Source organism: Litoribacillus peritrichatus, assembly GCF_039537985.1.
GTDB classification, from domain to species: Bacteria; Pseudomonadota; Gammaproteobacteria; order Pseudomonadales; family Litoribrevibacteraceae; genus Litoribacillus; species Litoribacillus peritrichatus.
In genome coordinates this window covers 435,456-458,956 of the sequence record NZ_BAABBN010000012.1, presented here as the reverse complement: position 1 = coordinate 458,956, position 23,501 = coordinate 435,456, and the positions used below count along the sequence as shown (strand labels likewise).

Annotated in this window: 21 protein-coding genes, 4 tRNA genes and 1 other RNA gene; 15 read left to right on the top strand and 11 right to left on the bottom strand. The window is 44.9% G+C overall.

All coding sequences use genetic code 11. The features are described 5' to 3' along the window. Nucleotides 1-21 precede the first annotated feature (21 nt). The 4 genes from ABD744_RS18625 (at nt 22) to ABD744_RS18610 (ending at nt 3,636) form a co-directional block, all read left to right on the top strand. Nucleotides 22-97, top strand: a tRNA-Gly gene (locus tag ABD744_RS18625). 44 nt (nt 98-141) lie between these two features. Next, nucleotides 142-217: transfer RNA gene (locus tag ABD744_RS18620), tRNA-Glu, on the top strand. A gap of 2 nt (nt 218-219) precedes the next feature. Further along, a tRNA-Gly gene (locus ABD744_RS18615) sits at nt 220-295 on the top strand. Between the two features lie 227 nt (nt 296-522). Next, nucleotides 523-3,636 (top strand): hybrid sensor histidine kinase/response regulator, encoded by a 3,114-nt coding sequence (locus tag ABD744_RS18610; RefSeq protein ID WP_344800082.1) that lies wholly within the window; start codon nt 523-525, stop codon nt 3,634-3,636. Between the two features lie 70 nt (nt 3,637-3,706). Here the strand turns inward: ABD744_RS18610 and ABD744_RS18605 are convergent, their stop codons facing one another. Next, nucleotides 3,707-4,138, bottom strand: coding sequence for a PA2817 family protein (locus tag ABD744_RS18605; RefSeq protein ID WP_344800081.1), 432 nt, complete (start codon nt 4,136-4,138; stop codon nt 3,707-3,709). Between the two features lie 71 nt (nt 4,139-4,209). Between ABD744_RS18605 and ABD744_RS18600 the strand changes: the two genes are divergently transcribed. From ABD744_RS18600 to queF, 3 genes are all read left to right on the top strand, one after another. After that, on the top strand, nt 4,210-5,130 hold the full coding sequence (locus tag ABD744_RS18600; RefSeq protein ID WP_344800230.1) for an ABC transporter ATP-binding protein: 921 nt from the start codon (nt 4,210-4,212) through the stop codon (nt 5,128-5,130). Between the two features lie 81 nt (nt 5,131-5,211). Further along, nucleotides 5,212-5,985 carry an ABC transporter permease gene (locus ABD744_RS18595; RefSeq protein ID WP_344800080.1) on the top strand — a complete coding sequence of 258 codons (774 nt, stop codon included), beginning with the start codon at nt 5,212-5,214 and terminating at the stop codon, nt 5,983-5,985. Between the two features lie 32 nt (nt 5,986-6,017). Beyond that, nucleotides 6,018-6,839, top strand: a complete 822-nt coding sequence (gene queF / locus ABD744_RS18590) for an NADPH-dependent 7-cyano-7-deazaguanine reductase QueF (protein ID WP_344800079.1) — start codon at nt 6,018-6,020, stop codon at nt 6,837-6,839. Here queF and ABD744_RS18585 read toward each other — a convergent pair. Together ABD744_RS18585 and ABD744_RS18580 are read right to left on the bottom strand one after the other, a co-directional pair. Beyond that, on the bottom strand, nt 6,778-8,271 hold the full coding sequence (locus ABD744_RS18585; protein ID WP_344800078.1) for an adenylate/guanylate cyclase domain-containing protein: 1,494 nt from the start codon (nt 8,269-8,271) through the stop codon (nt 6,778-6,780). The genes queF and ABD744_RS18585 overlap by 62 nt on opposite strands. 58 nt (nt 8,272-8,329) lie before the next feature. Beyond that, nucleotides 8,330-8,680, bottom strand: coding sequence for an Mpo1-like protein (locus ABD744_RS18580; protein ID WP_344800077.1), 351 nt, complete (start codon nt 8,678-8,680; stop codon nt 8,330-8,332). A 153-nt stretch (nt 8,681-8,833) separates the two neighbouring features. On the opposite strand from ABD744_RS18580, the gene ABD744_RS18575 reads away from it, so the two are divergent. The 3 genes from ABD744_RS18575 (at nt 8,834) to ABD744_RS18565 (ending at nt 9,781) form a co-directional block, all read left to right on the top strand. Beyond that, entirely contained in the window at nt 8,834-9,406 is a 573-nt protein-coding gene (locus ABD744_RS18575) for a nitroreductase family protein (RefSeq protein ID WP_344800076.1), read from the top strand. A gap of 122 nt (nt 9,407-9,528) precedes the next feature. Continuing rightward, nucleotides 9,529-9,616, top strand: a tRNA-Ser gene (locus ABD744_RS18570). A 47-nt stretch (nt 9,617-9,663) separates the two neighbouring features. Further along, nucleotides 9,664-9,781, top strand: a non-coding RNA gene (locus ABD744_RS18565) — RtT sRNA. Between the two features lie 67 nt (nt 9,782-9,848). Here ABD744_RS18565 and ABD744_RS18560 read toward each other — a convergent pair. Beyond that, nucleotides 9,849-10,583 carry an SDR family oxidoreductase gene (locus ABD744_RS18560; RefSeq protein WP_344800075.1) on the bottom strand — a complete coding sequence of 245 codons (735 nt, stop codon included), beginning with the start codon at nt 10,581-10,583 and terminating at the stop codon, nt 9,849-9,851. A gap of 126 nt (nt 10,584-10,709) precedes the next feature. Here ABD744_RS18560 and ABD744_RS18555 point away from each other — a divergent pair, with 126 nt between their 5' ends. Continuing rightward, nucleotides 10,710-11,312: a TetR/AcrR family transcriptional regulator gene (locus ABD744_RS18555; protein WP_344800074.1), complete on the top strand. Its 603-nt coding sequence runs from the start codon at nt 10,710-10,712 to the stop codon at nt 11,310-11,312. An 8-nt stretch (nt 11,313-11,320) separates the two neighbouring features. Here the strand turns inward: ABD744_RS18555 and ABD744_RS18550 are convergent, their stop codons facing one another. Beyond that, nucleotides 11,321-12,445, bottom strand: a complete 1,125-nt coding sequence (locus tag ABD744_RS18550) for a lipase secretion chaperone (protein ID WP_344800073.1) — start codon at nt 12,443-12,445, stop codon at nt 11,321-11,323. Nucleotides 12,446-12,704: 259 nt separating this feature from the next. Here ABD744_RS18550 and ABD744_RS18545 point away from each other — a divergent pair, with 259 nt between their 5' ends. Beyond that, a complete protein-coding gene (locus tag ABD744_RS18545; protein WP_344800072.1) occupies nt 12,705-13,808 on the top strand; it encodes an esterase/lipase family protein in 1,104 nt (367 codons plus the stop codon). Nucleotides 13,809-13,900: 92 nt separating this feature from the next. Here ABD744_RS18545 and ABD744_RS18540 read toward each other — a convergent pair whose 3' ends face one another. After that, the gene (locus ABD744_RS18540) at nt 13,901-14,833 is read right to left on the bottom strand and encodes a manganese-dependent inorganic pyrophosphatase (RefSeq protein ID WP_344800071.1); all 933 of its coding nucleotides are present in this window, start codon (nt 14,831-14,833) and stop codon (nt 13,901-13,903) included. A gap of 29 nt (nt 14,834-14,862) precedes the next feature. Beyond that, nucleotides 14,863-15,000, bottom strand: coding sequence for a hypothetical protein (locus tag ABD744_RS18535; RefSeq protein ID WP_344800070.1), 138 nt, complete (start codon nt 14,998-15,000; stop codon nt 14,863-14,865). Between the two features lie 140 nt (nt 15,001-15,140). On the opposite strand from ABD744_RS18535, the gene ABD744_RS18530 reads away from it, so the two are divergent. Beyond that, entirely contained in the window at nt 15,141-15,644 is a 504-nt protein-coding gene (locus ABD744_RS18530) for a 3'-5' exonuclease (protein ID WP_344800069.1), read from the top strand. Between the two features lie 49 nt (nt 15,645-15,693). On the opposite strand, the gene ABD744_RS18525 is transcribed toward ABD744_RS18530, so the two are convergent. The 4 genes from ABD744_RS18525 to ABD744_RS18510 all read right to left on the bottom strand — a co-directional run bounded on the left by ABD744_RS18525 (nt 15,694) and on the right by ABD744_RS18510 (nt 21,107). Next, nucleotides 15,694-17,586 carry a hypothetical protein gene (locus ABD744_RS18525; protein WP_344800068.1) on the bottom strand — a complete coding sequence of 631 codons (1,893 nt, stop codon included), beginning with the start codon at nt 17,584-17,586 and terminating at the stop codon, nt 15,694-15,696. A gap of 157 nt (nt 17,587-17,743) precedes the next feature. Next, nucleotides 17,744-18,322: an SMI1/KNR4 family protein gene (locus tag ABD744_RS18520; protein ID WP_344800067.1), complete on the bottom strand. Its 579-nt coding sequence runs from the start codon at nt 18,320-18,322 to the stop codon at nt 17,744-17,746. A gap of 128 nt (nt 18,323-18,450) precedes the next feature. Next, a complete protein-coding gene (locus ABD744_RS18515) occupies nt 18,451-19,269 on the bottom strand; it encodes a crotonase/enoyl-CoA hydratase family protein (RefSeq protein WP_344800066.1) in 819 nt (272 codons plus the stop codon). A 53-nt stretch (nt 19,270-19,322) separates the two neighbouring features. After that, a complete protein-coding gene (locus ABD744_RS18510) occupies nt 19,323-21,107 on the bottom strand; it encodes an acyl-CoA dehydrogenase (RefSeq protein ID WP_344800065.1) in 1,785 nt (594 codons plus the stop codon). Nucleotides 21,108-21,326: 219 nt separating this feature from the next. Here ABD744_RS18510 and ABD744_RS18505 point away from each other — a divergent pair, with 219 nt between their 5' ends. Both ABD744_RS18505 and ABD744_RS18500 read left to right on the top strand, forming a co-directional pair. Continuing rightward, nucleotides 21,327-22,328 carry a GlxA family transcriptional regulator gene (locus ABD744_RS18505; RefSeq protein ID WP_344800064.1) on the top strand — a complete coding sequence of 334 codons (1,002 nt, stop codon included), beginning with the start codon at nt 21,327-21,329 and terminating at the stop codon, nt 22,326-22,328. Between the two features lie 143 nt (nt 22,329-22,471). Next, nucleotides 22,472-23,395 (top strand): hypothetical protein, encoded by a 924-nt coding sequence (locus ABD744_RS18500; protein ID WP_344800063.1) that lies wholly within the window; start codon nt 22,472-22,474, stop codon nt 23,393-23,395. Nucleotides 23,396-23,501 lie beyond the last annotated feature (106 nt).

Here is a 23,501-nt window from a genome sequence, read left to right as displayed (position 1 = left end):
AACCCCCTATGGGACGCCACTGCGGGAATAGCTCAGTTGGTAGAGCACAACCTTGCCAAGGTTGGGGTCGCGAGTTCGAGTCTCGTTTCCCGCTCCAATTCTTCTTTTTACTAAATAGAAGTAAATCTCTTTAGTTAATGTGTCCCATTCGTCTAGAGGCCTAGGACACCGCCCTTTCACGGCGGTAACAGGGGTTCGAACCCCCTATGGGACGCCACTGCGGGAATAGCTCAGTTGGTAGAGCACAACCTTGCCAAGGTTGGGGTCGCGAGTTCGAGTCTCGTTTCCCGCTCCAGTTTTTATTCGGGCGATCGTTGTCTGAATCATTTCTTATGTAAACCATAATCTTATTATTCTACTTAATCTATCCTTGTAAATTGCCAGTACTTCCTTGTGCTTTAGCTTTTTACGTTTCATTTTGTATTGCTGACGGCTACTTTGTAAATACCGACCTATGAAGGTTTATTTATCGTCGGTTCTGTTCTAAAGTTGTTCAAAAATACAATGATGATGGATCGTACATTGGCATTTTCGTTTTCTCAGGTTCGGTTAGCAACAAAACTCATTTCGTTTGGTGTGGTTCTCACCATCTTCGTTGTGTCTTTAACGACTTGGCTTGCAATCTCTGCTTCAGAGCGTGCACTCAGGCAATCCATTGAACGTAATATCGTTAATGTTGCGGTGAATACTGCTGGTGCCATTGATGAGTTCATGATGGAACGGGTGGTTGAGCTGAAAATTCTTGCGCAGTCACAAGTGTTTCAGGGCATTGACGATAAACAAGTTCAGTCATATATGTTGCCTGTTTTGATTGAAAACCCTCACCTGAAGCAGCTCATTCTTTTTAAAAGAGATGGTCAGTCAATCAGTGTGACTGAAAATGCTCAGCTCATTGACTGGATTCAAAACCGGGATGATGATAGTCGTCGTCTCTTGATGCAGGCTTTTTCCGCCCGTCAGGGCGATGTTTTCTTCAGAGACGCCCACGTTCGTGGTAATCAGTTAGTTTCGTTTATTTTTACACCCATTGTGGATCAAAACCTTAATGTGACGGCCGTTTTCACTTCGGTGGTGAATCTGGATTATGTTAAGAACAAGGTATCAGAGATGGATCGCCGAACTTTGGGCAATAAGCATGCTTATTTGGTGAATACCCGTGGCGAAGTGTTGTTTTCCCTTGATCCCCGGAGTCAGTCTTTTAAAACCATCCCTGATGCCCAAAACTTTCCGGATTTACTGCAGCTCCTGAAAGTTGAGGAAGAAGGGAGTGTCAATTATATGGACTATTCCGGTGATAAGGTGTTGGCGGGCTTTGCCAATCTAAGTGAATACGGCATTAATCATGAAGGCGACTGGTCTTTAATTGATGTAACCCCTGAAGCCGTAGTGATGGAACCCATCTATGAACTGCGAAGCAATATGATGTGGATGTGCATCATGGTGCTGTCAGCGGGTGCGGTTATCTCCATGTTTTTTGCCAGAGGCTTGGTGAAACCGATCTTTAAGTTATCTAAATCGGTGAAAGAGCTGACTTCAGGCAATCGAAGTGTTCGGGTGGAAATTGAAACCGGCGATGAGGTCGGTGAGTTGGCGGCGGCGTTTAATAATATGAGTTCGCAAATTGAATCTCAGTACGATTCGTTGGCGACAAAAAACCTGGAATTAGAGCAAGCCAGACAGAAAGCGCAAGATGCCAGTCGCCATAAGAGTGAATTTCTGGCCAACATGAGTCATGAAATTCGGACGCCTATGAATGCCATTATAGGTTTTTCAAATCTGATGATGGATACCGAGTTAAACACCAAACAGCAAGATTTTATTCGTAAGATACGAAGTTCGTCGCAGTCGTTGTTGGCCATCATTAATGATATTTTGGATTTTTCCAAAATTGAAGCGGGCAAAATGGACCTGGAAGCCATTGAGTTTGATTTATTGGCAGAAATTGAAGCTGTTATTAGTATGTTTGCTGATTCAGCAAGAAAGAAAGGCATTGAACTCGTTCATATTCAGGATTTTGATGTACCAAGAATTGTAAAAGGTGATTCTTTACGCGTTCGTCAGATACTTATTAATTTGGTCAGTAACGCCGTTAAATTTACTGAAACCGGTCATGTGGTTGTTAAATTGCGATTACTGGCGGAAGAAAAAGACGCCATAGCTATCCAGTTTGTGGTCGAAGATACTGGTATTGGCATTCCGTCGGAAAAACAAGAGCTGCTTTTCAGTGAGTTTCAGCAGGCGGATGGTTCCACCAGCCGGCAGTTTGGTGGCACAGGCCTTGGCTTGGCGATATGTAAAAAGCTTGTGAAAATGATGGGCGGTGCCATCGAGGTTGAAAGTGAAGATGGTGTGGGGAGCAGTTTCCGGTTTACCTTAAGGCTAAATAAAGCCGACAGTGATCAGGCCTACCCATGTTTGCATGAAGATTTACGCGGTATTCGGGTGATGATCGTGGATGCTCATCACGAGTCGCGTCAGTTCTTTGAGCATGCCTTTGAAAACCTGGCATGCCAGGCCAGAACGGTCTCTACTTCGTTGGATGTGATGGCAACGCTCAGAGATTTGAGGTTCAGTGCCAGCCTTGATTTATTGATCGTGGATAAAGATATGCCAGTGATGGATGGCGCTTCATTGGTTTCTGAAATTCGAACCATGCCTTACCTGGATCAGCTGCCTATTCTGATGACAGTAAAGGGGACAGGTGAGGACATTGATCCGGCTTTCCAAGGGTTGGACGTTCACAATTTTCTTGAGAAGCCATTGTCCATCACCGGTTTGGTGGACGCAGTTGATAAAACGTTTGGTAAATTCACCACCTTGGATGATGGGGCTGAAAGCAAAGAGAACAGCCTGTTCTGGCCTAATGCCAAGGTCTTGTTGGTGGAAGATAACCTGATGAACCAAGAGCTGGCGAGAATGATGTTGTCGGATTTAGTGGCCCATGTAGAAGTTGCTGCGAACGGTAAAGAGGCCTTAATGGCTCTGCAACGAATTGATTTTGATCTGGTTTTGATGGACGTTCAAATGCCAGTGATGGATGGCCTTCAGGCAACAAGAATGGTGCGTAAACAGCCTCAATGGCAGGAGTTGCCCATCATTGCAATGACGGCCAACGCTATGAAAGGGGATAGGGAAGCTTGTTTGGACGCAGGGATGAGTGATTATCTCTCTAAACCTGTGGATTCGGCAGACCTCAAAGACAAGCTGGTGACTTGGCTGCCTATAGACGCCGGAACCGTCAATGTGGATCTGGTCGCACTGGAAGATTTAGAAGACCAGGGTCGAAAGGTTAATGGCGAAGAAGACTGGATCGATATTGATGCCGCACTTCAACGAGTGGGTGGCAATGAAAGTCGCCTGAAATTGTTGATGAGTATCTTCTGTCAGGAGTCTATTAACGTCACCAGTCGCTTAGAAGAGGCAATACAGGCGGAGGATGCTCAGCAGTGTATATTTATTGTGCACAGTATGAAGGGCAGTGCATCTAACCTGTCAGCGGGTCAGCTACGAGAAGCGGCATTAAACCTTGAACATGCGTTTAAAAATAAACACTACGATGATATTGGAAGTCTGAAACAACGGTTTGAAGTTTGTTTGAAGGGCACTTTGGAAGTGGCACATAATTACAGTAAATAGGGCAGTAAATAACCCTGTAAATAAAGCTGCATCCTGGCTGCGCTGGTTGCAGCTCTATTATCACTGTTTATTAATGAAAACCTAAAATTCTGTTCCGAACTTTTTCGCGTTCGAAGACTCTATTTTCGTTGATTGCTTCGTATCTGGCGTCGTCCAGTTGTTGAAATTTTTCAATTTCTTCATCTGGCATGTAGTGAAGGCAATCGCCGCCAAAATACCAAAACAGGTCTCGCACCCAGCACTCCGTATGTTCCGGGTATTTGGATATTTGTTGAGTCACCAGTTGTTGACCCAGGAATACGTGGTTAGGATCAAGCGCGACCATGTTCTTGATGAGCTGTTCAAAACTGGCCAGAAAAGCGATTTCGTCATGGCCGAGCTCTGCTTCATTGAATGGGGCTTTGGCGCGAAAAGCTTCATAGCTTTGTTTTAGTAGTCGTAAGTGAAAGACGATACTTTCTTGTTCGTGAGCAGGAAGTTGTGCAAAACGTGATTCGCTCATGAGTTACCTTTTAACAGAGTGAGATTTTTAATCATGGTATTATACCTGCTAATCAGTTGAATATGACCGTTATGTACGCACTGCAAATAAAAGATCTTGAAAAAATATACTCGAATGGCACAAAGGCGCTTAAAGGTATTTCTTTGAATGTACAAAAAGGCGACTTTTTTGCATTGCTGGGGCCAAATGGGGCGGGTAAATCCACAACCTTGGGCATCGTTTCTTCGTTAGTGAATAAAACCGCCGGCACTGTCCAGATCATGGGGCATGACCTGGATACGGCAAGGACGCAGGCTAAGATGAAGCTGGGGGTTGTGCCGCAGGAGTTTAACTTTAATCAATTTGAAAAAGTGTTTGATATTGTAGTCACTCAGGCCGGCTATTACGGTATTTCTACAGCAGTTGCCAAAGAGCGGGCTGAAAAGTATCTCAAGAAGCTGGGGTTGTGGGAAAAGCGCTCCACGCCTTCCAGAATGTTATCCGGTGGAATGAAGCGTCGGTTGATGATTGCTCGGGCTTTGGTGCATGAGCCGGATGTTCTGATTCTGGATGAGCCAACGGCTGGCGTTGATATTGAGCTGAGACGTTCCATGTGGGCGTTCCTACAGGAAATTAACGAGCAAGGCATCACAATTATATTGACCACACATTACCTGGAAGAAGCCGAGGCGTTGTGTCGAAATATTGCCATTATTGATCACGGTTCGATATTGGTCGATTGTCCAATGCGGGAACTTTTAGGTCAAATGAATAAACAGACTATCATTCTTGATGTCCAGGATACCTTGCCAAACGAGGTGGAGCTTAACGGTTATGGTGTCAGACGAATCGACGATCACACATTGGAAGTGGTGGTGACCAAGGATCAAACTTTAAACAAGCTGTTTGAACAGCTGGATAGGGCGTCGGTAAATGTTCATAGCTTCAGAAACAAATCCAACCGATTAGAAGAAACGTTCGTTTCCATGTTGGGCCAACAACAGGCTTCATAGGCCTCGGCTTCAAGCTGATGCTGTTTTTTCTAACTAAGTTTTATTTTAAGTCTCAAACCAAGAATTAAGGAGCTGCCTTTCATGGGGGCCAAAGCTAACTGGATTGCCTTTTGGACAATCCTGGTAAAAGAAATCCGACGTTTTTCTCGAATATGGGTGCAAACCATTTTGCCGCCGGCAATTACGATGACGTTGTACTTTATTGTCTTCGGGAGCTTGATTGGTTCTCGAATCGGTGAGATGGGCGGTTTTTCCTATATGGAATTTATTGCGCCCGGCCTGATCATGATGTCTGTGATAACTAACTCATACTCCAATGTGGTGTCTTCTTTTTTTGGTAATAAATTTCAACACTCGGTCGAAGAGTTGTTGGTTTCGCCGATACCCAACTGGATCATTCTGTTAGGTTATGCCTTGGGAGGGGTTGCCCGTGGTTTGGCGGTTGGTTTGGTAGTGACTGTCGTTGCTTTATTCTTTGTGGACTTGCCTCTCTACAGTATTGGGTTGATCGCTATTACCGTGTTCTTTACGGCCTTTTTGTTTTCTTTGGGCGGTTTCTTAAATGCACTGTTTGCCACTACATTTGATGATATTTCCATTGTGCCAACATTTATTCTAACGCCGTTAACGTATCTTGGTGGTGTTTTTTACTCGATTCAGTTATTGCCTGAGTTTTGGCAAAATGTGTCGGTTCTGAACCCTATATTGCATATGGTCAATGCGTTTCGATATGGCTTTTTAGGCATTACGGACATTAACCTGACGTTTGCTTTGGGTATGATTTTTGTGACTTCTCTTGCTATGTTTGCTTTGTGTTTAAGGCTATTAAATAAAGGCGTAGGGATTCGTCAGTAGTTTGGTGATTGTTTTTAAATTGGTGGTAACAAATGAGCAGTAAAGAAGTCGACTCTTTATTGGGTAAAGAAGTTGAGTATCAGTTCCAGTACAACCCTGAGTTGTTGTTTCCGATAACCAGGAATGAAGGGCGGGCACGAATTCCGGTGGACTCCAATAATTTGCCTTTCCAAGGGGTAGATGTTTGGACGGGCTATGAAGTGTCCTGGTTAAATGGGAAAGGAAAACCGGTCGTGAAGGTGGCTGAGTTTGAAATTCCGGCAGACTCGCCAAATTTGGTCGAGTCAAAGTCGTTTAAACTTTATTTAAACTCATTCAATCAGTCGCAATTCGGTTCCGATGATGATGTCATTACCTTAATGGAAAAGGATTTATCGGCAGCCTCTGGTGGTTCAGTTAAAGTGACATTGCATGATGTGGACAGCGGAGCATTGAGTTGTTCGCCTGTGGTTGGTGAATGTGTTGATAACTTGGATATTGAGGTGGATATATACGAGCCGGACGCTTCTCTACTGAAGGTTTCGGGTCAGCAGGTCACTGAAACGCTTTACAGTCACTTGTTGCGTTCTAACTGTCCGGTGACTGGTCAGCCTGATTGGGGAACACTCGTCGTTGAGTACACAGGCGCTAAGTTGGATCGAGAGGCGTTTCTGAAATATGTCATTTCGTATCGTCAGCACACAGGATTTCATGAGCAATGTGTGGAGCAGGCGTTTATGGATATAAAAGCAATCACTAAAGCCACGGATTTGGTGGTTTATGCGCGTTATTTACGTCGTGGTGGCTTAGATATTAACCCTTACCGTTCAATGGATGGACGTTTACCGGAGACGTATCGGCTTTATCGTCAATAAGCTCCATTAATGGCTGATTCTGATCCATCTCGACTTGTTCTTTGATTCGGGCAGTGGCTGATACCAGCGCTGCCAGAACTCGTTTTTTATCGGTCGTTTGTATCTTATCTTCATCAATGTACATGGAGAAACCATCGACCTGATGTTCCATGTAACTACTTTCTGACCCTAATTCTTTACGGAAGCCAACTACCTGATAAATTGGCAATGGCCGACTGAAACCTTTGACTCGAATCTCGCCTTTGTCCCGGCACATAACCGTGTCTTTGATCAGCGAGAACGTCTCGTAAGACAAAAGAATCTCCCCTGCCTCCGCCATGCTTTCCAATCGACTGGCGAGGTTAACTTCTTTACCAACGATGGTGTAGTCCATCCGTTGTTCTGCACCAAAGTTACCAACGGTACAATAACCTGTGTTGATCCCCATCCGGATTTGCAACGGGCTTTTTATGCCTTGGCTTCGCCATTTTTGCTGCAAAACCTTCATGTGTTTTCTCATTGCAATGGCCATGGCAACGCACTTTTGAGCATCCATCTTGGTGCCTTCGGTGGTTGGATCACCAAAGAAAATCATAAGGCTGTCACCAATGAATTTATCAATGGTGCCTCCGTGCTTCAATGCAATGTCGCACATGTCGGTTAAATAATGATTCAGCAATTCTGTTAATACTTCAGGCTCAAGTTCTTCAGAAAGTTGGGTGAAGCCTTTAATATCTGAAAAGAATACAACCAGTTTTTTCCGCTGTGTTTCCAGGGTAACGTCTTTTTTGCCTGAGAATATGGTTTGCCAGACTTGCGGTGCCAAATACTTAGACATTTTGTGTGACAGTTCATTGGCTTGTTCTTGCTGATTTTCAATTTCTTTTTTGGCGTTGTAAAGCAGGTTGGCTTGCATGTGGATGTAATAAGCTGCGACCGACAAAAATACTAAAGTGCCAATACTGTAAGCAATACTGACAATAACGGGCGAACTTTCACCCATTTCTACGCCAAAGGTCATGCATAAAGCCACTGTCACCGTGGTCATTGTGATGGTGCCTGTGATCAGTAGCTTTATGCCACCAGCGACAATCAGGGCAAAACACAACATGGTTAATAACAAGATGGATGGCGCCAGAGAGAACTGCATCCAGAATAACCAGAAGCCACCAAATACGCAGTCAATGTGCAGAGCGAGGCCTCTGATGGTAGATGTTTTCTTTATACTGGTTGCTTGCAATGCGGCGTGTAGAAGGTGAGGGTAGACCAGAGTGAAAGTGACCATTAACCAGGCGGACTGCTCATAATGACCATTGAATAAGCCGACAGTAATTGCAAATGCGCCCGCCAGATAAGCTATCACCCGGATGTAATAATCGGCATTGGAAAAAATGTTGTCTACTTTTGAAATGTGGTCTAGCCCGGAATTGTTATTATTATCTGTGGAATGCATTACATCTTCACCGTGTTGCATGGGCATATTAAAAACTATCTACTAAGCTATCGAGTTACTAAAATTTAATTTTTCCAGTCAAAACATCCTTTAACATTACCCAGTCCCCTATAAAACTATAGACGGGATACTGAAAGGTTGCTGGCCTGTTTTTTTCAAAAAAGAAGTGGCCAACCCAGGCAAAACCGTATCCGATAACGGGCAATGCGAACAACCAAATAAACGCTTTCGTGATCAAAGTGAAAAAGATCAACCCAAGAACCGAAAGACTGCCAATAACATGTAAGCGACGGCAAGTTTTGTTCTGGTGTTCACCCAAATAAAACGGGTAAAACTCAGCAAAGCTTTTAAACTCTTGACTCGACGTCACGTTCTGACCTTTTATCGTTATAATGTGTAGGCGGGTCATGAATTTCAGGCACAGAAACTGAGACGTGCTTCATATTCACAACCAAATGAATATACCTTTATGGTAACTCAGGTTCAATGATTTGACGTAATAAAATGTGGCCTTTGGTAATACTGTTTAACAGGCCTTAACAGTGTATTGAGTGAGTTGTTAATGGATGTAAGTGAATTGTTAAGAAATCGGGTTTCAATGCCAAAATTACAGGCGCCAGCACCTGATCAACGTACGATGGAAGATTGTTACCAGGCCGCTGTTCGTGCGCCGGATCATGGCCGGTTAAAGCCCTGGCGTTTTATGCAGATTACTGGCAATGGGTTAGACAGGCTAGGGCAGTTGTACCTTGACGCAGAAAACTTTGATGCCGTCAAAAATAACGGCGAAGAAGTTTCTGAAATAAGAAAAAACAAATTGCTTTCTATGCCACATCGGGCGCCGATGATTGTGGTGGTTATTGCCAAAGTGGAAGCACATCCTAAGGTGCCAAAAGAAGAACAGTTAATGGCAGCAGCGTGTGCTGCGTTTGGCTTGTCGGTATCTCTCTACGGCAAAGGGTATGGCTGTATGTGGCGAACCGGCGGGATGGCTTATCACCCCATGGTGAAAATGGGCTTGGGTTTGGCGGAAGGTGAAGAAATTGTAGGGTATATGTATATTGGGACGCCTGATTGCACGCCGAAAACGCCCAAATTACTGGAAATTGATGACTTCTTAACCAAATGGGAATAATTATTTAAATAGACTATTGATTTTATTTCGATAGTTCGTTAACTTAGCGCACCTCAAACGGCAGGACAGTCGTTCAGGTATATTGTATCTATGATTCATGCCTGAGAAAAAATGTCCAATTTGGTGAGGTGTCCGAGTGGCTGAAGGAGCACGCCTGGAAAGCGTGTATACGGCAACGTATCGAGGGTTCGAATCCCTCCCTCACCGCCATGAATTATATAAAAGCCTCGGCATGTGCCGGGGCTTTTTATTGTCCGAAAACTTTGCATGAGGGATGGTTGAGAAGCCTCGTGGTTTGAGCCGAGCGTAGCGAGACAACGTAGGAGTTTACGACGACGGCCCTGAAAGGGCGAAGTAATCCCTCCCTCACCGCCATGAATTCTAAAAACCGCGATAAGAAATTATTGCGGTTTTTTTGTGCTTACTGTTTCATTGTTTGTGATTATTCTGACAAATCCGCAGTCACAATGTTATCTGAAAAGCTTTGATACGCCGCTTCAAATTGTTTTGCCATCAAATCCGGAAATAGGTGGAATTCACCTGCCGCTAGGGCTTGAACAATCCCTTCAGAAACACTGGAGGCTGACTCACCTTCGTGAAACCCTGCCTGAGCTGCCATGTCTGTGGCGATAGGGCCAGGGTGAACGCTTAAAATACTCACGCCTTTTTTACCTAATGTTTCTCTCAAACCCTGAGTTAAAGAGTACGCCGCTGCTTTGGAGGCTGAGTAAGTGGATAATTCCGAGAAGTTTTTAATGGAGGCGACGGAGTTGAGCTGGACCAGTGCCCCTTGGTTTTTTTCAAGGGTGTCGGCAAAGGCGTTGGTGATTCGTAATAAACCAAACACGTTTACATCCAATTCTTTTGCCAATGCTGCTTCAGCATTTTCACTTAAAGGAGTGGAAGGCACCAATACGCCGGCATTGTTGACCAAAATTTCTACATCGGTTGCCACTTCAGCGAGTTTTTTAACGGAGCTTGCGTCTGAAACGTCTGTCTGAACAGTAACTACTTTGTCGCCATACGCTGCTTCAAGTGCTGATGTAGAAGATGTATCACGAACCGCCAAATAAACTTTTTTTGCGCCATGTTTAATGAAAGATTCAACGATGGATTTACCAATGCCACGATTTGCTCCAGTCACTAATGCAATTTTATTTTCAATTGAAATAGCCATCTTTTATTTTCCTTTTGTCTTAAATGAAGAATTTATATTTTGTACCGATCGGTAAGGTTTGAAATAAATTATACCGATCGGTACAATAAGTCAACGTTTTATCTTTAAGTTTTTTTGAGGTTGTTTATGGCTGGTGGTCGAAAGCGTGCATTTGATGAGGATGCTGCGTTACAGGCAGCAATGGAGGTCTTTTGGAGAAAAGGGTATGTGGGTGCTTCTTTGTCGGATCTCACTCAAAGCATGGGAATCAATAAGCCAAGCATGTACAGCGCCTTTGGCAACAAAGAAGAGCTGTTTTTAAAAGCCACCGAGTTTTATCTGGAGAACAAGGCAAAATCTCACCTTCCGCAGCTGTTTGAGGCAGGCTTGTCGTTTAAGCAGCGCCTAAAGAACTATCTGATGTCGATTGTTGCTGATCAATGTGAAGGGGATGATCCAAAAGGTTGTTATGTGGTGATGTGCCAATCAGAAGTTGCCAGCGGTGATTTACCGGATTCAGCAAGGCTGCTTCTGGAAGGCGCAGGTAAGTATTTACAAACATTATTAATGGGTGTTTTTAATGATGATCCAGAAGCAAAGCAGTTGGGGTTGCATGAAAATGCCGAGCTTAACGCTCTTTGCCTGGCCACCACTGTAAGTGGTACGGCAGGCATGGCACGGGCAAAAAAAACACTGGTTGAGTTGGAGTTTGTGGTAGATCACAGCCTGCGAGGCATAGGTTTATCTTAAGAATTAATTTAAAGCTCTGTATTTGTTGTATTTGTTGTATTAATTCTGTGGCGATCAGCCATCCGGTCAAGCGTGATTAAACGTCTCTGCTCTCTTGGGTTGAATAAGCCGCTTTGAATCGCTTGAATCTCTCGGGCCTTATCCTCTTCAGATAGGCCCTCGTTACTTATAATGTTCGATCTTTGATTGCGATAATCCTCAAATCGGGTGTTCCACTCGGCTTTTTTAGCATCAGCAGCCGCAAAGCGTTCAGCGGCTTCGTAACCGTAAATTTCTGATCGCATTTGAAAAATTTCTTGTTCACTGGCCCCGGATTGTCGAGCCGTTTGAATGGTTTGGTTTAGATTCTCTCGTGTTCGTTCTGCTTGTCTTGCCTGCTGTTCTTGAGGAGGAAGAAGTTGCTCCATGGCTATGGCTTGGGCATTTTTCTCTTCCTGCGTCAGCGCATTGTTCTTTTGAATTTCGATAAGGCTGGCGGTGTAACTGTCTTCTTTGTCTTCGTCTGCAAAAAACGCATCGTAAACTTCCGGGCTGAGGTTATTCATTCTGGCTTCGCGGCGGTATTGGAACATGGTTAAGTAATCGCTACTTTTTCCTGAAAGACTAACGTCTTCGGCCAGGTTTTTTTCCATTTCAGCTAATGTTTTTTTGTAATCAATGAATTGGTTTAAAACCGCAACGGCTTGATGGCTGGCGGGTTCATCGAGTTGTTGATGAAAGAATTCTTCGATGCGGGCCAGGATGGTTTCTAAAGGCTCTTCACCAATGGTGGATAAAAAGTATTCGATGACAGATTTGACAGAGGCAGTGACGATCAGGTGACCATTTTCGTCCACCTCAAAAGCGGCAGGTATCTGCGTACCCTGCAACGATTTCGGCAAAGGACCGAAAGAGGATTGGTAAGTATCGAAAGTGATGTTCGGCGCGATGAATCTCGGTTTTTCAATGTTGGATGTTGAGGGCTTTTCAGGCGTTGAAAGGGGGTCGTTGAGGACGGAGCCTGAGCTTTGGTCTGCAGTAAAAACGGTGGAGACAGCGGTGTGGCTTGGGTTGTGAATCAGCCATTGATACGCAGAGACAATGCCGCCAAGACCTACAATGCTTGCGATGAGGAGCGGTCGAAAATGGTTCATGTGTTTAACTCGTTTGTTGTTATTTTTATTTGTCGTATTTTGGGGTTGTAACTTTACAGGGACGTGATTGGCCTGTTTCAGAGCTTACTTTAAGTCGAAATGGCCGGGAACCGAATGATTATCCATCCGTTTGGTGATTGGGTTCTCATTTCATTGAACGAAGGTTGAAGATCATCAAAACGTACAAGTATTTCAGTGGTGGTTCTTACTATGTTTAATGGTGATAAGTTCGAAGATTATAAAAATAATAGGAAAAATCATGACTATCAAAAAATCACTGCTCGCTGCTGCAGGGTCGTTGGCGTTCGCTTTGACAACTCTGTCTGCCAGTACAACCGTTCAAGCTGAGGCGCATTCAGACTATGTGCCTTATCAATCTTCACCGTCCAAGCCATCCAATAATTGTCGATGGTATCAGGCATGGTGCAATACTAAGTATGGCATTAATTACACACAGTATTTAATCGAAAAAGCCCAGGTTGACTCGAAGAATTATGCAAACCGGTATAATACTAAATATCCGATTGTATTGGTTCATGGGGTGTCTGGGTTTGATAAGATGCTGGGTGTAGTGGAGTATTTTCAGGGCATTCCGTCAGCATTACGAAGTGGTAATGCTGTGGTTTATACTCCGAATTTAACGGCCTGGGACGATGCCTATAGCCGGGGTGAACAACTTCTGGATTACATTGAAAATACCGTAATTCCAGAGACAGGGGCAACACAAGTGCATTTGGTTGGCCACAGTTTGGGGTCTCCAACCTCACGTTATGTGGCAGGGGTGAACCCGGATATCGTGGCTTCGGTTACTTCTATTAACGGCATTAACTTTGGTTCTGGTTTTGCTGACTGGGGCATAGAAGAAATTGTCGGTACGCCATTGCAAGGCCCGGCAGAAGGGCTGTTAAACTTAATGGGTAATGTCATTGATGCTTTGGCGGGTAACCCGGAGTACAGCAACGATGCGCTGGAATCCATTAAGTTTATGTCCACCGAAGGTGCGTTAGCGTTTACCGAGCAGTTCCCGGATGGTGAGCCGACTTCCTATTGTGGCCAAGGCCCAAGTTATGTGAACGGCGTTCATTATTACTCTTGGGGCAGTACTGGGACTTTCACCAATTTATTGGATGTCAGTGATCCATTGTTGGCGCTGTTTGATCAACTGGGTTATTACAATGGCGAAAAAACCGATGGTGTTGTAGCGAAGTGTTCTCAGCACTGGGGTCAGAACATTCGTGATGATTATCGAATGAATCATCTGGATGCGACGAACATGATGTTTGGCTTGCACAATTTGTTCGAGACCAACCCGAAAACGCTCTATAAGAACCATGCTAGCCGATTCAGAGGCATGAGTCTTTAAGCTGGTTAGGTTAAAACGTTTTCAAAAAGCGTAAAGAATAATCCCGTACTTCTTGGAGTGCGGGATTTTTTTGTGTTTATCACGTATGTTTATTAACTAAAGCGGTTTTGCAGTTTGGGAATGATTTGTTTTTTGCGGCTAACGACGCCGGGCAAATAGAAAGACTGATCATCCAGGCGTTCGCCTAATAAAGCACTGCAAACTTCATCGCCAAGTGAACCGACGGAAAGTACCGTGCTGTTCATTTCGTTAATATCGCTGATCAGTACCAAACATTGGTCGTAGCTTTGATCCTGATGATAGTGGCGAAGGGCATCCAGTAGTTCGGCTTTTCGAGCCAATACTGCGTTTACGTTCGTGACTTCAATCTGGGAGATGCTGAAGCGCACTGTTTCCATTTCAAAGACTTTCTGATCCCGTAAAATTAACTTGCTGTCGGGAACTTGGGATACATCGGATTTGGCAGCGAACTGAGCTTGCGCCAAGTCATTGATGGATTCCACGCCTGATATTTCTGCCAAACGTTCGGCGGTGTTAATGTCTCGGTCGGTCGTTGTCGGGCTTCTGAAATTTACGGTGTCAGAAATGATGGCGCCCAGCATCAAGTAGGCCATTTTGGGAGGGATCATCACTTGGTGAAAATCATATACATGGGCCAGAATGGTCGCTGAGCAACCCACGGGCCAAATCCAGCATTCTAAAGGCTGATTGGTGGTGAGATCACCTAACTTATGATGGTCGATGATGCCGATAATATTGGCTTGTCTGATGTCGTCCGGGGCGAGCGCCATATCGGAATAATCCACAATATAAACATCTTCTCCGGCCACCGATAGCTTGGTTTCCGGCATAGGGATATTAGCTTGCTCTAATAAATACACGGCTTCGGGGTTGGGTTCGCCCAGAATAAACGCTTCTGCTTGTTTACCTTGTTCATTTAATAAATGAGCAATGGCGATGGCTGTACAGGTGCTGTCACAGTCCGGGACTTTATGTCCCATGACCGTAATGATTCGATCCGTCATCGTAATGTCCTTATTTGATAAATCCTGATTCATAAAGGCGATGCTTGCTGGAGATTCAATCCATCCATTTCCATGGCCTGATAAAGCAGCGACTGTACGTGAATGATACGCTTAAACTCTTCTTTATGACCATAACTGAAGTCGTAAATGCCATAAAAACTCTTCAATAGACCCTATTTTTAAATCGCAATGTGATGAAACTGAGTGAAAGTAACTGCGTTGGGTAAGTCATTGCCGACAGTCACGGCTGACTCTATGGCTTTATTGCTATAGTTAAAGGAAGTTGCATGCAGGAGAGAGGTGGCCAATGATAGTGATTGATGTAGAAGCAAGTGGTCTGGACCCTCAAAGTTACCCCATAGAAATTGCCTGGCAAGATTCCGAAAACGAAGCCAATTTTGATAGTTTTTTAATTGTTCCTCACCCTTCCTGGGTGCATTGGGATATGTACGCCGAGCAAAAAATTCATGGCATTACCCGCCGATTATTGGCTGATGAAGGCATACTTCCACAAGATGCGTGTGCGCGTTTGAATCGGGAACTAACCGGTAAAACCGTGTATTCCGATGCAGTTAACTTTGATCAGAGCTGGATTACAACCTTATTCCAAGTGATTGGAATGACCACCAGTTTTGAACTGAGTTCCATACAAGGCACTCTGCCTGAAGGTGGTGAGCTTCAGTATAAAAACCTGTTCGAAGCCAGTACGGTGAAACACCGGGCGTTGGATGATGTACGGCAAATCATTGGGTGGGTAAACAAAATTTGTGACACAGACGCAAAGAAGTCATCTTTCAAGGGGATGCACTGAAGGCAGCGGGTTACACTCCCCCTGATTGCCTTCAGTGTAATCACAAGGTTTACTGCTTGTCTTTGGGGTCCGAGTCTTCGGTTTGCATTTCAGCTTGTTTTTCTAAGAAGCCTGCTGCTTCTTCATCATGAGCAATTCTCTGGTCTGTAGGAATCGCTCGTGTTTGTTGGTTCAGCTGATGGATTTGAGAGGCGTTCCCCAAGTCTCGTTCACTGGTAATTGCAGCAATGGACTCGCGGTCTTTCAGGAAGCCAATCACATCCTGTTTGATTTCTGAAAGTTCTTGCTCGTCTTTGTGCATTTCCAGGATGTATCGAGGGAATTCCAGGTTTCTCATGCCTGTTGATGCAAATGTGGTGGAAACAATACGGGAAACAATGACCCAAGGGGTGATGCTGCTTCGTACCAGAATATTTTCAGAGCGTGTACTGTCATGGATACCTGTACCGGTTGAAATTTTCGACTCAGTGAAAGTGCCTTCACACTTGAAGTAGATCAACAGCGATTCGAACTGCATTTCTGCAAAAAATAAATGCGCGGTATTAGCCAATAACCCGGCGAAGGATTTCACCAATACACCGATCACAAACAGGTGCAGGGAAACCACTAAAACATCCAATAGAGCATGAATTTGTTCTTTGGAAAGGTGTTCCAGCGCGTCAGGCAGACCCGTACCTTGGTGATAGACATTAATCAACGAGAAGGCCAAAGATACCGATAACAGGGAAGCAATGACATAAAAAATGTTGCCGGATACTAACGCCAATAATCGTGATTTACCGAAAGTGGCCCCGAGGTCCAATGGTCGAACTTTAGGCTGAATTTCCTGAATCATTTCACCGTGAAATCCGCCCTTACTGTCGACTTGTTCGTTCAGTTTGGGGTCAAGTTCACGATACACTCGGTTCGGTACTTCCTTATAACGGCGGTTGGCCATTACCAGGTTATCCAAGTTGATGAAAATTTCATTGGGATGCACAGACTCCTGCCAGTTTTCTCTTAACTCAGAAACTTCTGATTTGTTTGAGATGGCATTCAGACGTTTATTAAGCATGAAAAGCAAAATGCTGCTGCAAACGGCTGCGACAGCCAGAATACAAATCAGATAAGCGCCAACGTAGAAGCTGGGAATGATTTCTAACCATTGAGAGATTTGCTCAGGGGACAGACCAAGGGTATTAATCAACCAAGACGCTGAAACACTGATCACCACAGGCAACAATAATGAGAACGTAATGATTTTCACTAAGGCGCCACCACCCAGTGACTGAATTTTCTTTTCAGCCTGGCGTGAAATGGCCTGACCGGCCGTTCGCCAAGTTAATAGCATATAAATCATTAATACGGCTGAGTAGAAAGGAAATATCAACTCTCCCACTTCGCCAGCGAATCCCGCCAACGAGATAAAAGCCACCAAGCCATAAGAGCACAATGCGACTAAAGTGCTGATCCAGGCGCCGAATAACTTCTGGGCCATATTACGAATGGGGTAGGGCATGAACAGTAATTTAGGCAATAGACTGTGTAGCAAACGTGCCAGAAAGCCCTGAGGCTCAACAAAGGTGGTGTTTTTGCGGCCGACCAGCATTTCTTCCAATTCTTTTGCGGTATAGGCAACATAAGGCTTTTCTTCATTAGCCGTTGAGCTTTCAGACTTGCTGTAATTCACCGCTAACGATGTGGGGTGGTTACGGCCAACAAAATACCTTAATGTGGCAAAGATGCCGGTGGATAAGGCTTTTACTCCGATGGCTAACACTGCGACACCAAAAATCATTAGAATCCAGCCGCTGCCTGCATCGTCTTTTACTTTGCTCGCAGCAAGTACGAGTAAAAAAATTCCAAGGCCTGTTTGAATCAGGCCACGAATTGCAGTGACATATCCTTCTGTTTTGAACGGATTTCTAAGCCCTAAATCAATCGATCCATAATCGAATGCCATACTTTCTCCTAAATATGAATAACCCAATAGTTGTCTGAAATGAAATACAACATGAACAATACCTCTTTATAATTCATTGATTTTAAGAAAGTAAAGTCCCAATAGCCTGTCTGATACTTTGTGACCTGCTATTTCAGCCTGCTCGTTAAAGCACCCGTCAATTTTTATCAAAGGTAAGCATTTTTAATAGTGCCATGAATGAAGTTGCGATTGGATGAACAGCTAATTCATCGGCAACATTCACAAAGGCGATTGATGGCTCTGTTGCGCTTTCCCGGAAATCCAGGCAGATAAACATATTGCCATTATCCACCGTGATTGGAACCAGTTTGATGAGTTTGTCATCGCTGGGCATTTCGCCTTCTAAAAAGTACTGCATCTCGCTAATGTCTGAGATAAAACCCGGTTCATCCGGAGAAAGTAACGTCTCCAGGTGTTGCTGCCAGAGGCGTCCTTGATGGTTAAATTCGATCAGGACACGTCTGAACTCATTCCCCATTGCACTCGGGTAAATAAAATCCCGACCCGCATCAAAGCCACCGCAAGCTCTGATAAAGTCGAGGTAATAAGTCGGGAAAACGATACCCAGTGTCTGTTCTACTGAATGAATCGCGTCCATATTAAGTTCATGATCCAATGGTCGCCAGTGAATATGTGCGATATCTGGCATATCTTTGAGAAGATCACAACCATTAGAAGTGATGCACAGCAGACCGTTCTGATTTGTTATTAACAATGAATATAATCCCAAGAGTGAAGTACTCGCCATTATGCAGGAACTAGGCGAGTCGGTGCTTTTTAGCTATTGCGCGGATTATATTGAAATTATCAGAAAATCACTATGAGGTTGAGGCTGCTCTTAGTTTACTCGCCAATAAACTTGGCCTCTCGCCGTTCAAGAAACGACATCACGCCTTCTTTCGCATCTTTGCTTGTCATCAGCTCTGCCATATCGTCCGACACATGAGCAAAGGCCAGTTCCTGAGAATGTTTTCTCGCCAGTTTGGACGAACGCAGCGATGCCTGAACGCCGAGAGGAGCTGCTTTGGCGACTTTCTCGGCCAGTTCCAAGGCCCGTAGGTGGAGTGATTCCTGCGGGACGATCTCCTGAATCATGCCCCAGTTCAATGCTTGTTCGGCGGTGAACTCGTCCCCCGTCAGTAAATAACGTTGCGCGTTGGACCAACCGATTTCCTTAGGTAAACGAATGGTGCCGCCCCGGCAAGCGTAAATCCCGCGTTTGACTTCCAATTGTGAAAAACGGGTATTGGCGGTGGCGATCCGAATGTCGGTGTTCAGCAGCAGTTCCAAACCGGAGGTGTAGCATAACCCTTGGGCGGCACAGATCAGGGGTTTGGTGAACCCCGCCCCCTCGACACTGAAGGGGTCGAGCTCGTCGTCTTCAAAGGTAAAATCGATGCCTTTGGCAAAAATGGGCGCCCATTTGTCCAGCTCTAAACCGCTGGAAAAGTTGTCGCCAGCGGCCTGCAGAATGCCCACTCGCAGATTGTGTTCGTGCTCTAAACGGTAAAAGGCTTTGGCCAACAGCTTGAAGCTCTCCGGGTCTAAGGCGTTGTACTTGTGTGGCCGGTTGAAGGTAATGACCAATACATGGCCTTTTACCTCGACCTTTACTTTGGGTTCCGTAGGGTTTGCTTGTTCGTTTTCATGTTCGTTGGTCATAACAATGCTTCCGTGATGTATTTAAAGGGTCGATGGCTTTGTAATCAAAGCGGTTAGAACCACGCTTCTTCCATGTCTGCACAGGTGCTGTTGAGTTCTGTTAACAGTGTAGATTGAGAATGAACTTCGCCCAGCTCCCATTCAATGAAATATTTACACGCCTGTAGCTTTCCTGTGAGGAAGTTTTTGTCGTCTTCGGATGCGCTTTCTTCGAATACTTCCTGGGCTTTATTGGCCATTTCCAGCCACAACCAGGCGACCACCATTTTGCCCATCATATCGAGGTACAAGGCACTGTTGGCCAAGGTTTCATCGACCTTTCCTGCTTGCAAAGATTGGCCCAGTTGCATGGTGGTTTTCGAGAATATATCCAACTTGTTACGATAGCTGTCCACCAAAGGTTTTAGGGCATCATGGGTTTGGCAGTTCTTTAACGTTTTATTCACGCGGGTTAACAGCAGTTGCAACCCTTTACCGCCTTTCATCCACAGTTTACGTCCTAATAAATCCAAAGATTGAATGCCGTGGGTGCCTTCGTGAATCGGGTTCAGGCGATTGTCGCGGTAGCATTGTTCCACCGGGTATTCACGAATGTAGCCCGAGCCGCCCAATACCTGAATCGCCAACTCGTTGGCCTTTAAACCGTAGGAGGAAGGGAAACTCTTAACAACCGGGGTCAGTAAATCCAACAATAGGGCGCTGTCTTCATTGTTGGCGGCTTCCTGTTCATCCACCAAACGGGAGGCAAATAAGCATAACGCCAATGAACCTTCCACATACGATTTTTGCGCCAGTAACATACGCTTCACATCGGCGTGTTCAATGATGTTGATGGGCTTGCTGTCATTCGATTTCGTCGAAGGGTGGCGGCCTTGAGGGCGGTTTTTGGCGTATTCCAGCGATTCCAGATAACCGCGATAGCCAATCATAGCGGCACCGAGGCCCACACCGATTCGGGCTTCGTTCATCATCTTGAACATGTAAGAAAGCCCTTTACCTTCTTCGCCAATCAAATAGCCTGTGCATTTACCTTGCTCACCAAAATTCAGTACCGTGGACGTGGTGCCACGGTAGCCCATCTTGTGTAATAAACCTGCGAGTTGAACGTCGTTTCTTTCGCCCAGTTCGCCGTTTTCGTTGATCAGGAACTTAGGCGCAATGAACAAACTGATGCCTTTGACGCCTTGAGGCGCACCTTCGGCACGGGCCAACACCAAGTGGACGATGTTCTCTGTGATGTCTTGATCCCCGCCGGAGATAAACATCTTCTGGCCTTTGAGTTTATAGGTGCCATCGCTTTGTTTGGTTGCTTTGGTGGCTAAGTCACCGAGGCTGGAACCTACGTCCGGTTCGGTTAAGGCCATGGTGCCTGCAAAGCGACCGTCCCACATGCCGGGTAAGAACCGGGATTTTTGCTCTTCGCTGCCAAAGGCATGAATCACATTGGCGGCGGCGCTGGTTAAAAACGTATAACCCGCCGTGCTTGGGTTGGCCGAAGCAAACAAACCGCTGTAAGCCGCGTGAACCAGTGCGGGTAACTGCATACCGCCGTCTTGATACTCTTGGCGGGCATTTAACAAACCCGCATCGGCGTAATGCTTGTAGGCTTCTTTGACTTCCGGAATGGTGGAGACCGTTTCGCCATTAAACTGAGGCTCGCGCTCATCCGCTTTGCGGTTGTGGGGCGCGAAGTAATCTTCCGCAATGCGGTGGGCGGTTTTGATCACCTCATCAAAGGTGGTTTGATCGTGCTCTTGATAGTGGGGTAATTCGGTCAGCTCATTGGCGTTAAACACCTGATACAGCAAGAAGTTAAGATCTTTCTGGTTTACTAACATGTGGCCATCCCAATGGTTTTGTTTTTATCTTGGTTCTCATGTTTATTGCATGATTTCTTTCAACATATGGTTTCTTTCAGTATGTGGTTTGCTTATTAAAAATAGGATTGTCATTATTGACTTTATAGTTGTGAAAAGTGTCAGTCGTTGAGTGATGATTGAGAAATGGCTGAACAATGGTTAAACAATGGCTGAGAACGTAAACAAGAAGGGCACCCCTTGAAACACATCGTCATCGCAGGCTTTCATGGGGCATTGGCCACCCCAATAACCGGAGTCATGGACATCTTGTCGCTCACGGGCGTCAGCTGGCAACGCATCATGGATGAACCGCCCGAACCCCGGTTTAAGGTGTGGCTGGCCAGTGCCGACGGCCTTGCCATTAAGTGCATTAATCATCTGGAAATCGGTGTTCAGATGAGCTTTGCGCAAGTGATGAACTCCGCCGAGTTGAAAGAAAACCTGTTCGCCATCTTCGTGCCCACCATTGGCAGCCCCATTGAAGTTACCTTGGCTCAAAACCCAGAGATGCTTGAATTCTTGCGGTGGGGGCATCAACACAACCGCGTGATAGCAGGCAACTGCACTGGCAATTTCTTTCTGGCCGAAGCCGGATTGTTAAATGCCAAAAGCGCCACTACCCATTGGGGCTATAAAACCTTATTTGAAGCCCGCTACCCTGAAGTACAACTCAAGGCCGACCAACTGATCACTGTGGATGACAACCTGTTTTGCGCAGGCGGGGGCTTGGCGTGGTTTGACCTAGCCATTTATATGATCGAGAAGGAGTTCGGTTACGATTGGGCGCTGCAAACCTCCAAAGCCTTTGTGATTGATTATCGGCGAGAAAGCCAGCTCAGTTACAGCCTGTCGCGTATGGCCCAAAACCACACCGACGCGCTGGTGGCCAAAATACAATGCTATTTTGAAGACCACTACCACCAAAATCAGGAACTGGAAGACGTAGCCGCCAAATTTAACATCAGTAAGCGCACCTTAATACGCCGATTCAAAGCCGCAATGAACATGACGCCGTACGCCTACCTGCAGCAAACCCGAATCGAAGTCTCCCAAAAGCTGCTGGCAGAAACCCAACTCACTCCAGAGCAAGTAGTGAACAACGTGGGTTATGAAGACATCAGCTCATTCAGGCGGTTGTTCAAACAAACCACAGGGCTGACGCTGGCGGAATATCGGCAGCGGTATGCGAGGAGGTTGTAGGGGGCTTTGACTAACTTTTATGATTTTAAGTGTGTGCTGGATTACTGAATTCCGAGTTTTGATTTCCCATATTTAACTGGTACATTCTGGATTACAGGTGGGAAAGTCTCCATACAAACAGTTTAGACAGGAAATATAGAGCCTTGAAGTTTATCAATGTACTAGGTAGTAAGAAGTTACAACGCTTATTTACGTTATTTATGGTGTTGACGATATCAGCTTGTACCAATTTCTCAACAAGCTCTACTTTTTTGAAGTCTAGTTCTGACGTTCAAAGACAATTTGATTCAGCAAGCAGAATGGCTTGCAGTTTTAGAAAAGGAACTAATGAAAGTTATTGTGGCTGTTTTGTTCAGGTGTTAAATGAAATTGTACCAGAAGAAGAAAAAAGGCTTGTCGTGAAAGGTGATCGTAATGGTAAATCTTTACTTGTAGATATCCTTTTAAAGAATTCTAAAAAGTTAGACGGTTGTGATAAACACTGGGAAAAAGACCTGACAATACCAGATATTGCTGTTACTGATGTAGCACAGGGTGTGCTTGATAAACATGCAGGCCTTATATTAAATCCAGAAAACGTTGATGATATTGGTAGTTTTAATAGGCCAATTGGTTACGAGTATAAAATTCAAGATCCATCATTAAAAACATTGAGCGCAACGAAATATAAAGTTGTGGATATAAAAGGGGATAAAACCCATCTTGTTTACATAAACTTACCCGAAAATAAGGTTTACGAAGGTTATATTTGGGGTCAAGGTAAGATGTTTTATCGGAAATTGAAAGGCGGAGTAGAGTCCTATAGTATCGCTTCTAGGTTTGAGGAATGTAAGTTCAAATTAGGGTTGTGTAAGTTTACTAATCTTCATGGTGAAGAGGCTGAAGTTTTTACTGAATATAGGGATGGACTTTGGTATTACAATTTACCAGGCTATTCGGTACAAGACAGAAAATTGAAAATTTTTATTTATGATAAAAGTGGGTTGCCTTTATATTATAGGTATTACATCTTAAATAAAGGTACTGGTTATGAGGAAATAAGAGTTGAAAGCTATACTGAAAGTTAGCGTTGCTACTGAATTTTATAATCTGTAAACGACCCTCAATCCGCCGGTACAAAGCTGCGATGAACTATATAGGTTATGGGGACATCTGCTCATTCCGGCGGTCGTA

Excerpts from the sequence above, each read along its gene's own strand:
- ABD744_RS18605 (WP_344800081.1), bottom strand. The coding sequence starts at position 4,138 with ATGAGCGAATCACGTTTTGCACAACTTCCTGCTCACGAACAAGAAAGT.
- ABD744_RS18600 (WP_344800230.1), top strand. The coding sequence starts at position 4,210 with ATGTACGCACTGCAAATAAAAGATCTTGAAAAAATATACTCGAATGGC.
- ABD744_RS18595 (WP_344800080.1), top strand. The coding sequence starts at position 5,212 with ATGGGGGCCAAAGCTAACTGGATTGCCTTTTGGACAATCCTGGTAAAA.
- queF (WP_344800079.1), top strand. The coding sequence starts at position 6,018 with ATGAGCAGTAAAGAAGTCGACTCTTTATTGGGTAAAGAAGTTGAGTAT.
- ABD744_RS18585 (WP_344800078.1), bottom strand. The coding sequence starts at position 8,271 with ATGCATTCCACAGATAATAATAACAATTCCGGGCTAGACCACATTTCA.
- ABD744_RS18580 (WP_344800077.1), bottom strand. The coding sequence starts at position 8,680 with ATGACCCGCCTACACATTATAACGATAAAAGGTCAGAACGTGACGTCG.
- ABD744_RS18575 (WP_344800076.1), top strand. The coding sequence starts at position 8,834 with ATGGATGTAAGTGAATTGTTAAGAAATCGGGTTTCAATGCCAAAATTA.
- ABD744_RS18560 (WP_344800075.1), bottom strand. The coding sequence starts at position 10,583 with ATGGCTATTTCAATTGAAAATAAAATTGCATTAGTGACTGGAGCAAAT.
- ABD744_RS18555 (WP_344800074.1), top strand. The coding sequence starts at position 10,710 with ATGGCTGGTGGTCGAAAGCGTGCATTTGATGAGGATGCTGCGTTACAG.
- ABD744_RS18550 (WP_344800073.1), bottom strand. The coding sequence starts at position 12,445 with ATGAACCATTTTCGACCGCTCCTCATCGCAAGCATTGTAGGTCTTGGC.
- ABD744_RS18545 (WP_344800072.1), top strand. The coding sequence starts at position 12,705 with ATGACTATCAAAAAATCACTGCTCGCTGCTGCAGGGTCGTTGGCGTTC.
- ABD744_RS18540 (WP_344800071.1), bottom strand. The coding sequence starts at position 14,833 with ATGACGGATCGAATCATTACGGTCATGGGACATAAAGTCCCGGACTGT.
- ABD744_RS18530 (WP_344800069.1), top strand. The coding sequence starts at position 15,141 with ATGATAGTGATTGATGTAGAAGCAAGTGGTCTGGACCCTCAAAGTTAC.
- ABD744_RS18525 (WP_344800068.1), bottom strand. The coding sequence starts at position 17,586 with ATGGCATTCGATTATGGATCGATTGATTTAGGGCTTAGAAATCCGTTC.
- ABD744_RS18515 (WP_344800066.1), bottom strand. The coding sequence starts at position 19,269 with ATGACCAACGAACATGAAAACGAACAAGCAAACCCTACGGAACCCAAA.
- ABD744_RS18510 (WP_344800065.1), bottom strand. The coding sequence starts at position 21,107 with ATGTTAGTAAACCAGAAAGATCTTAACTTCTTGCTGTATCAGGTGTTT.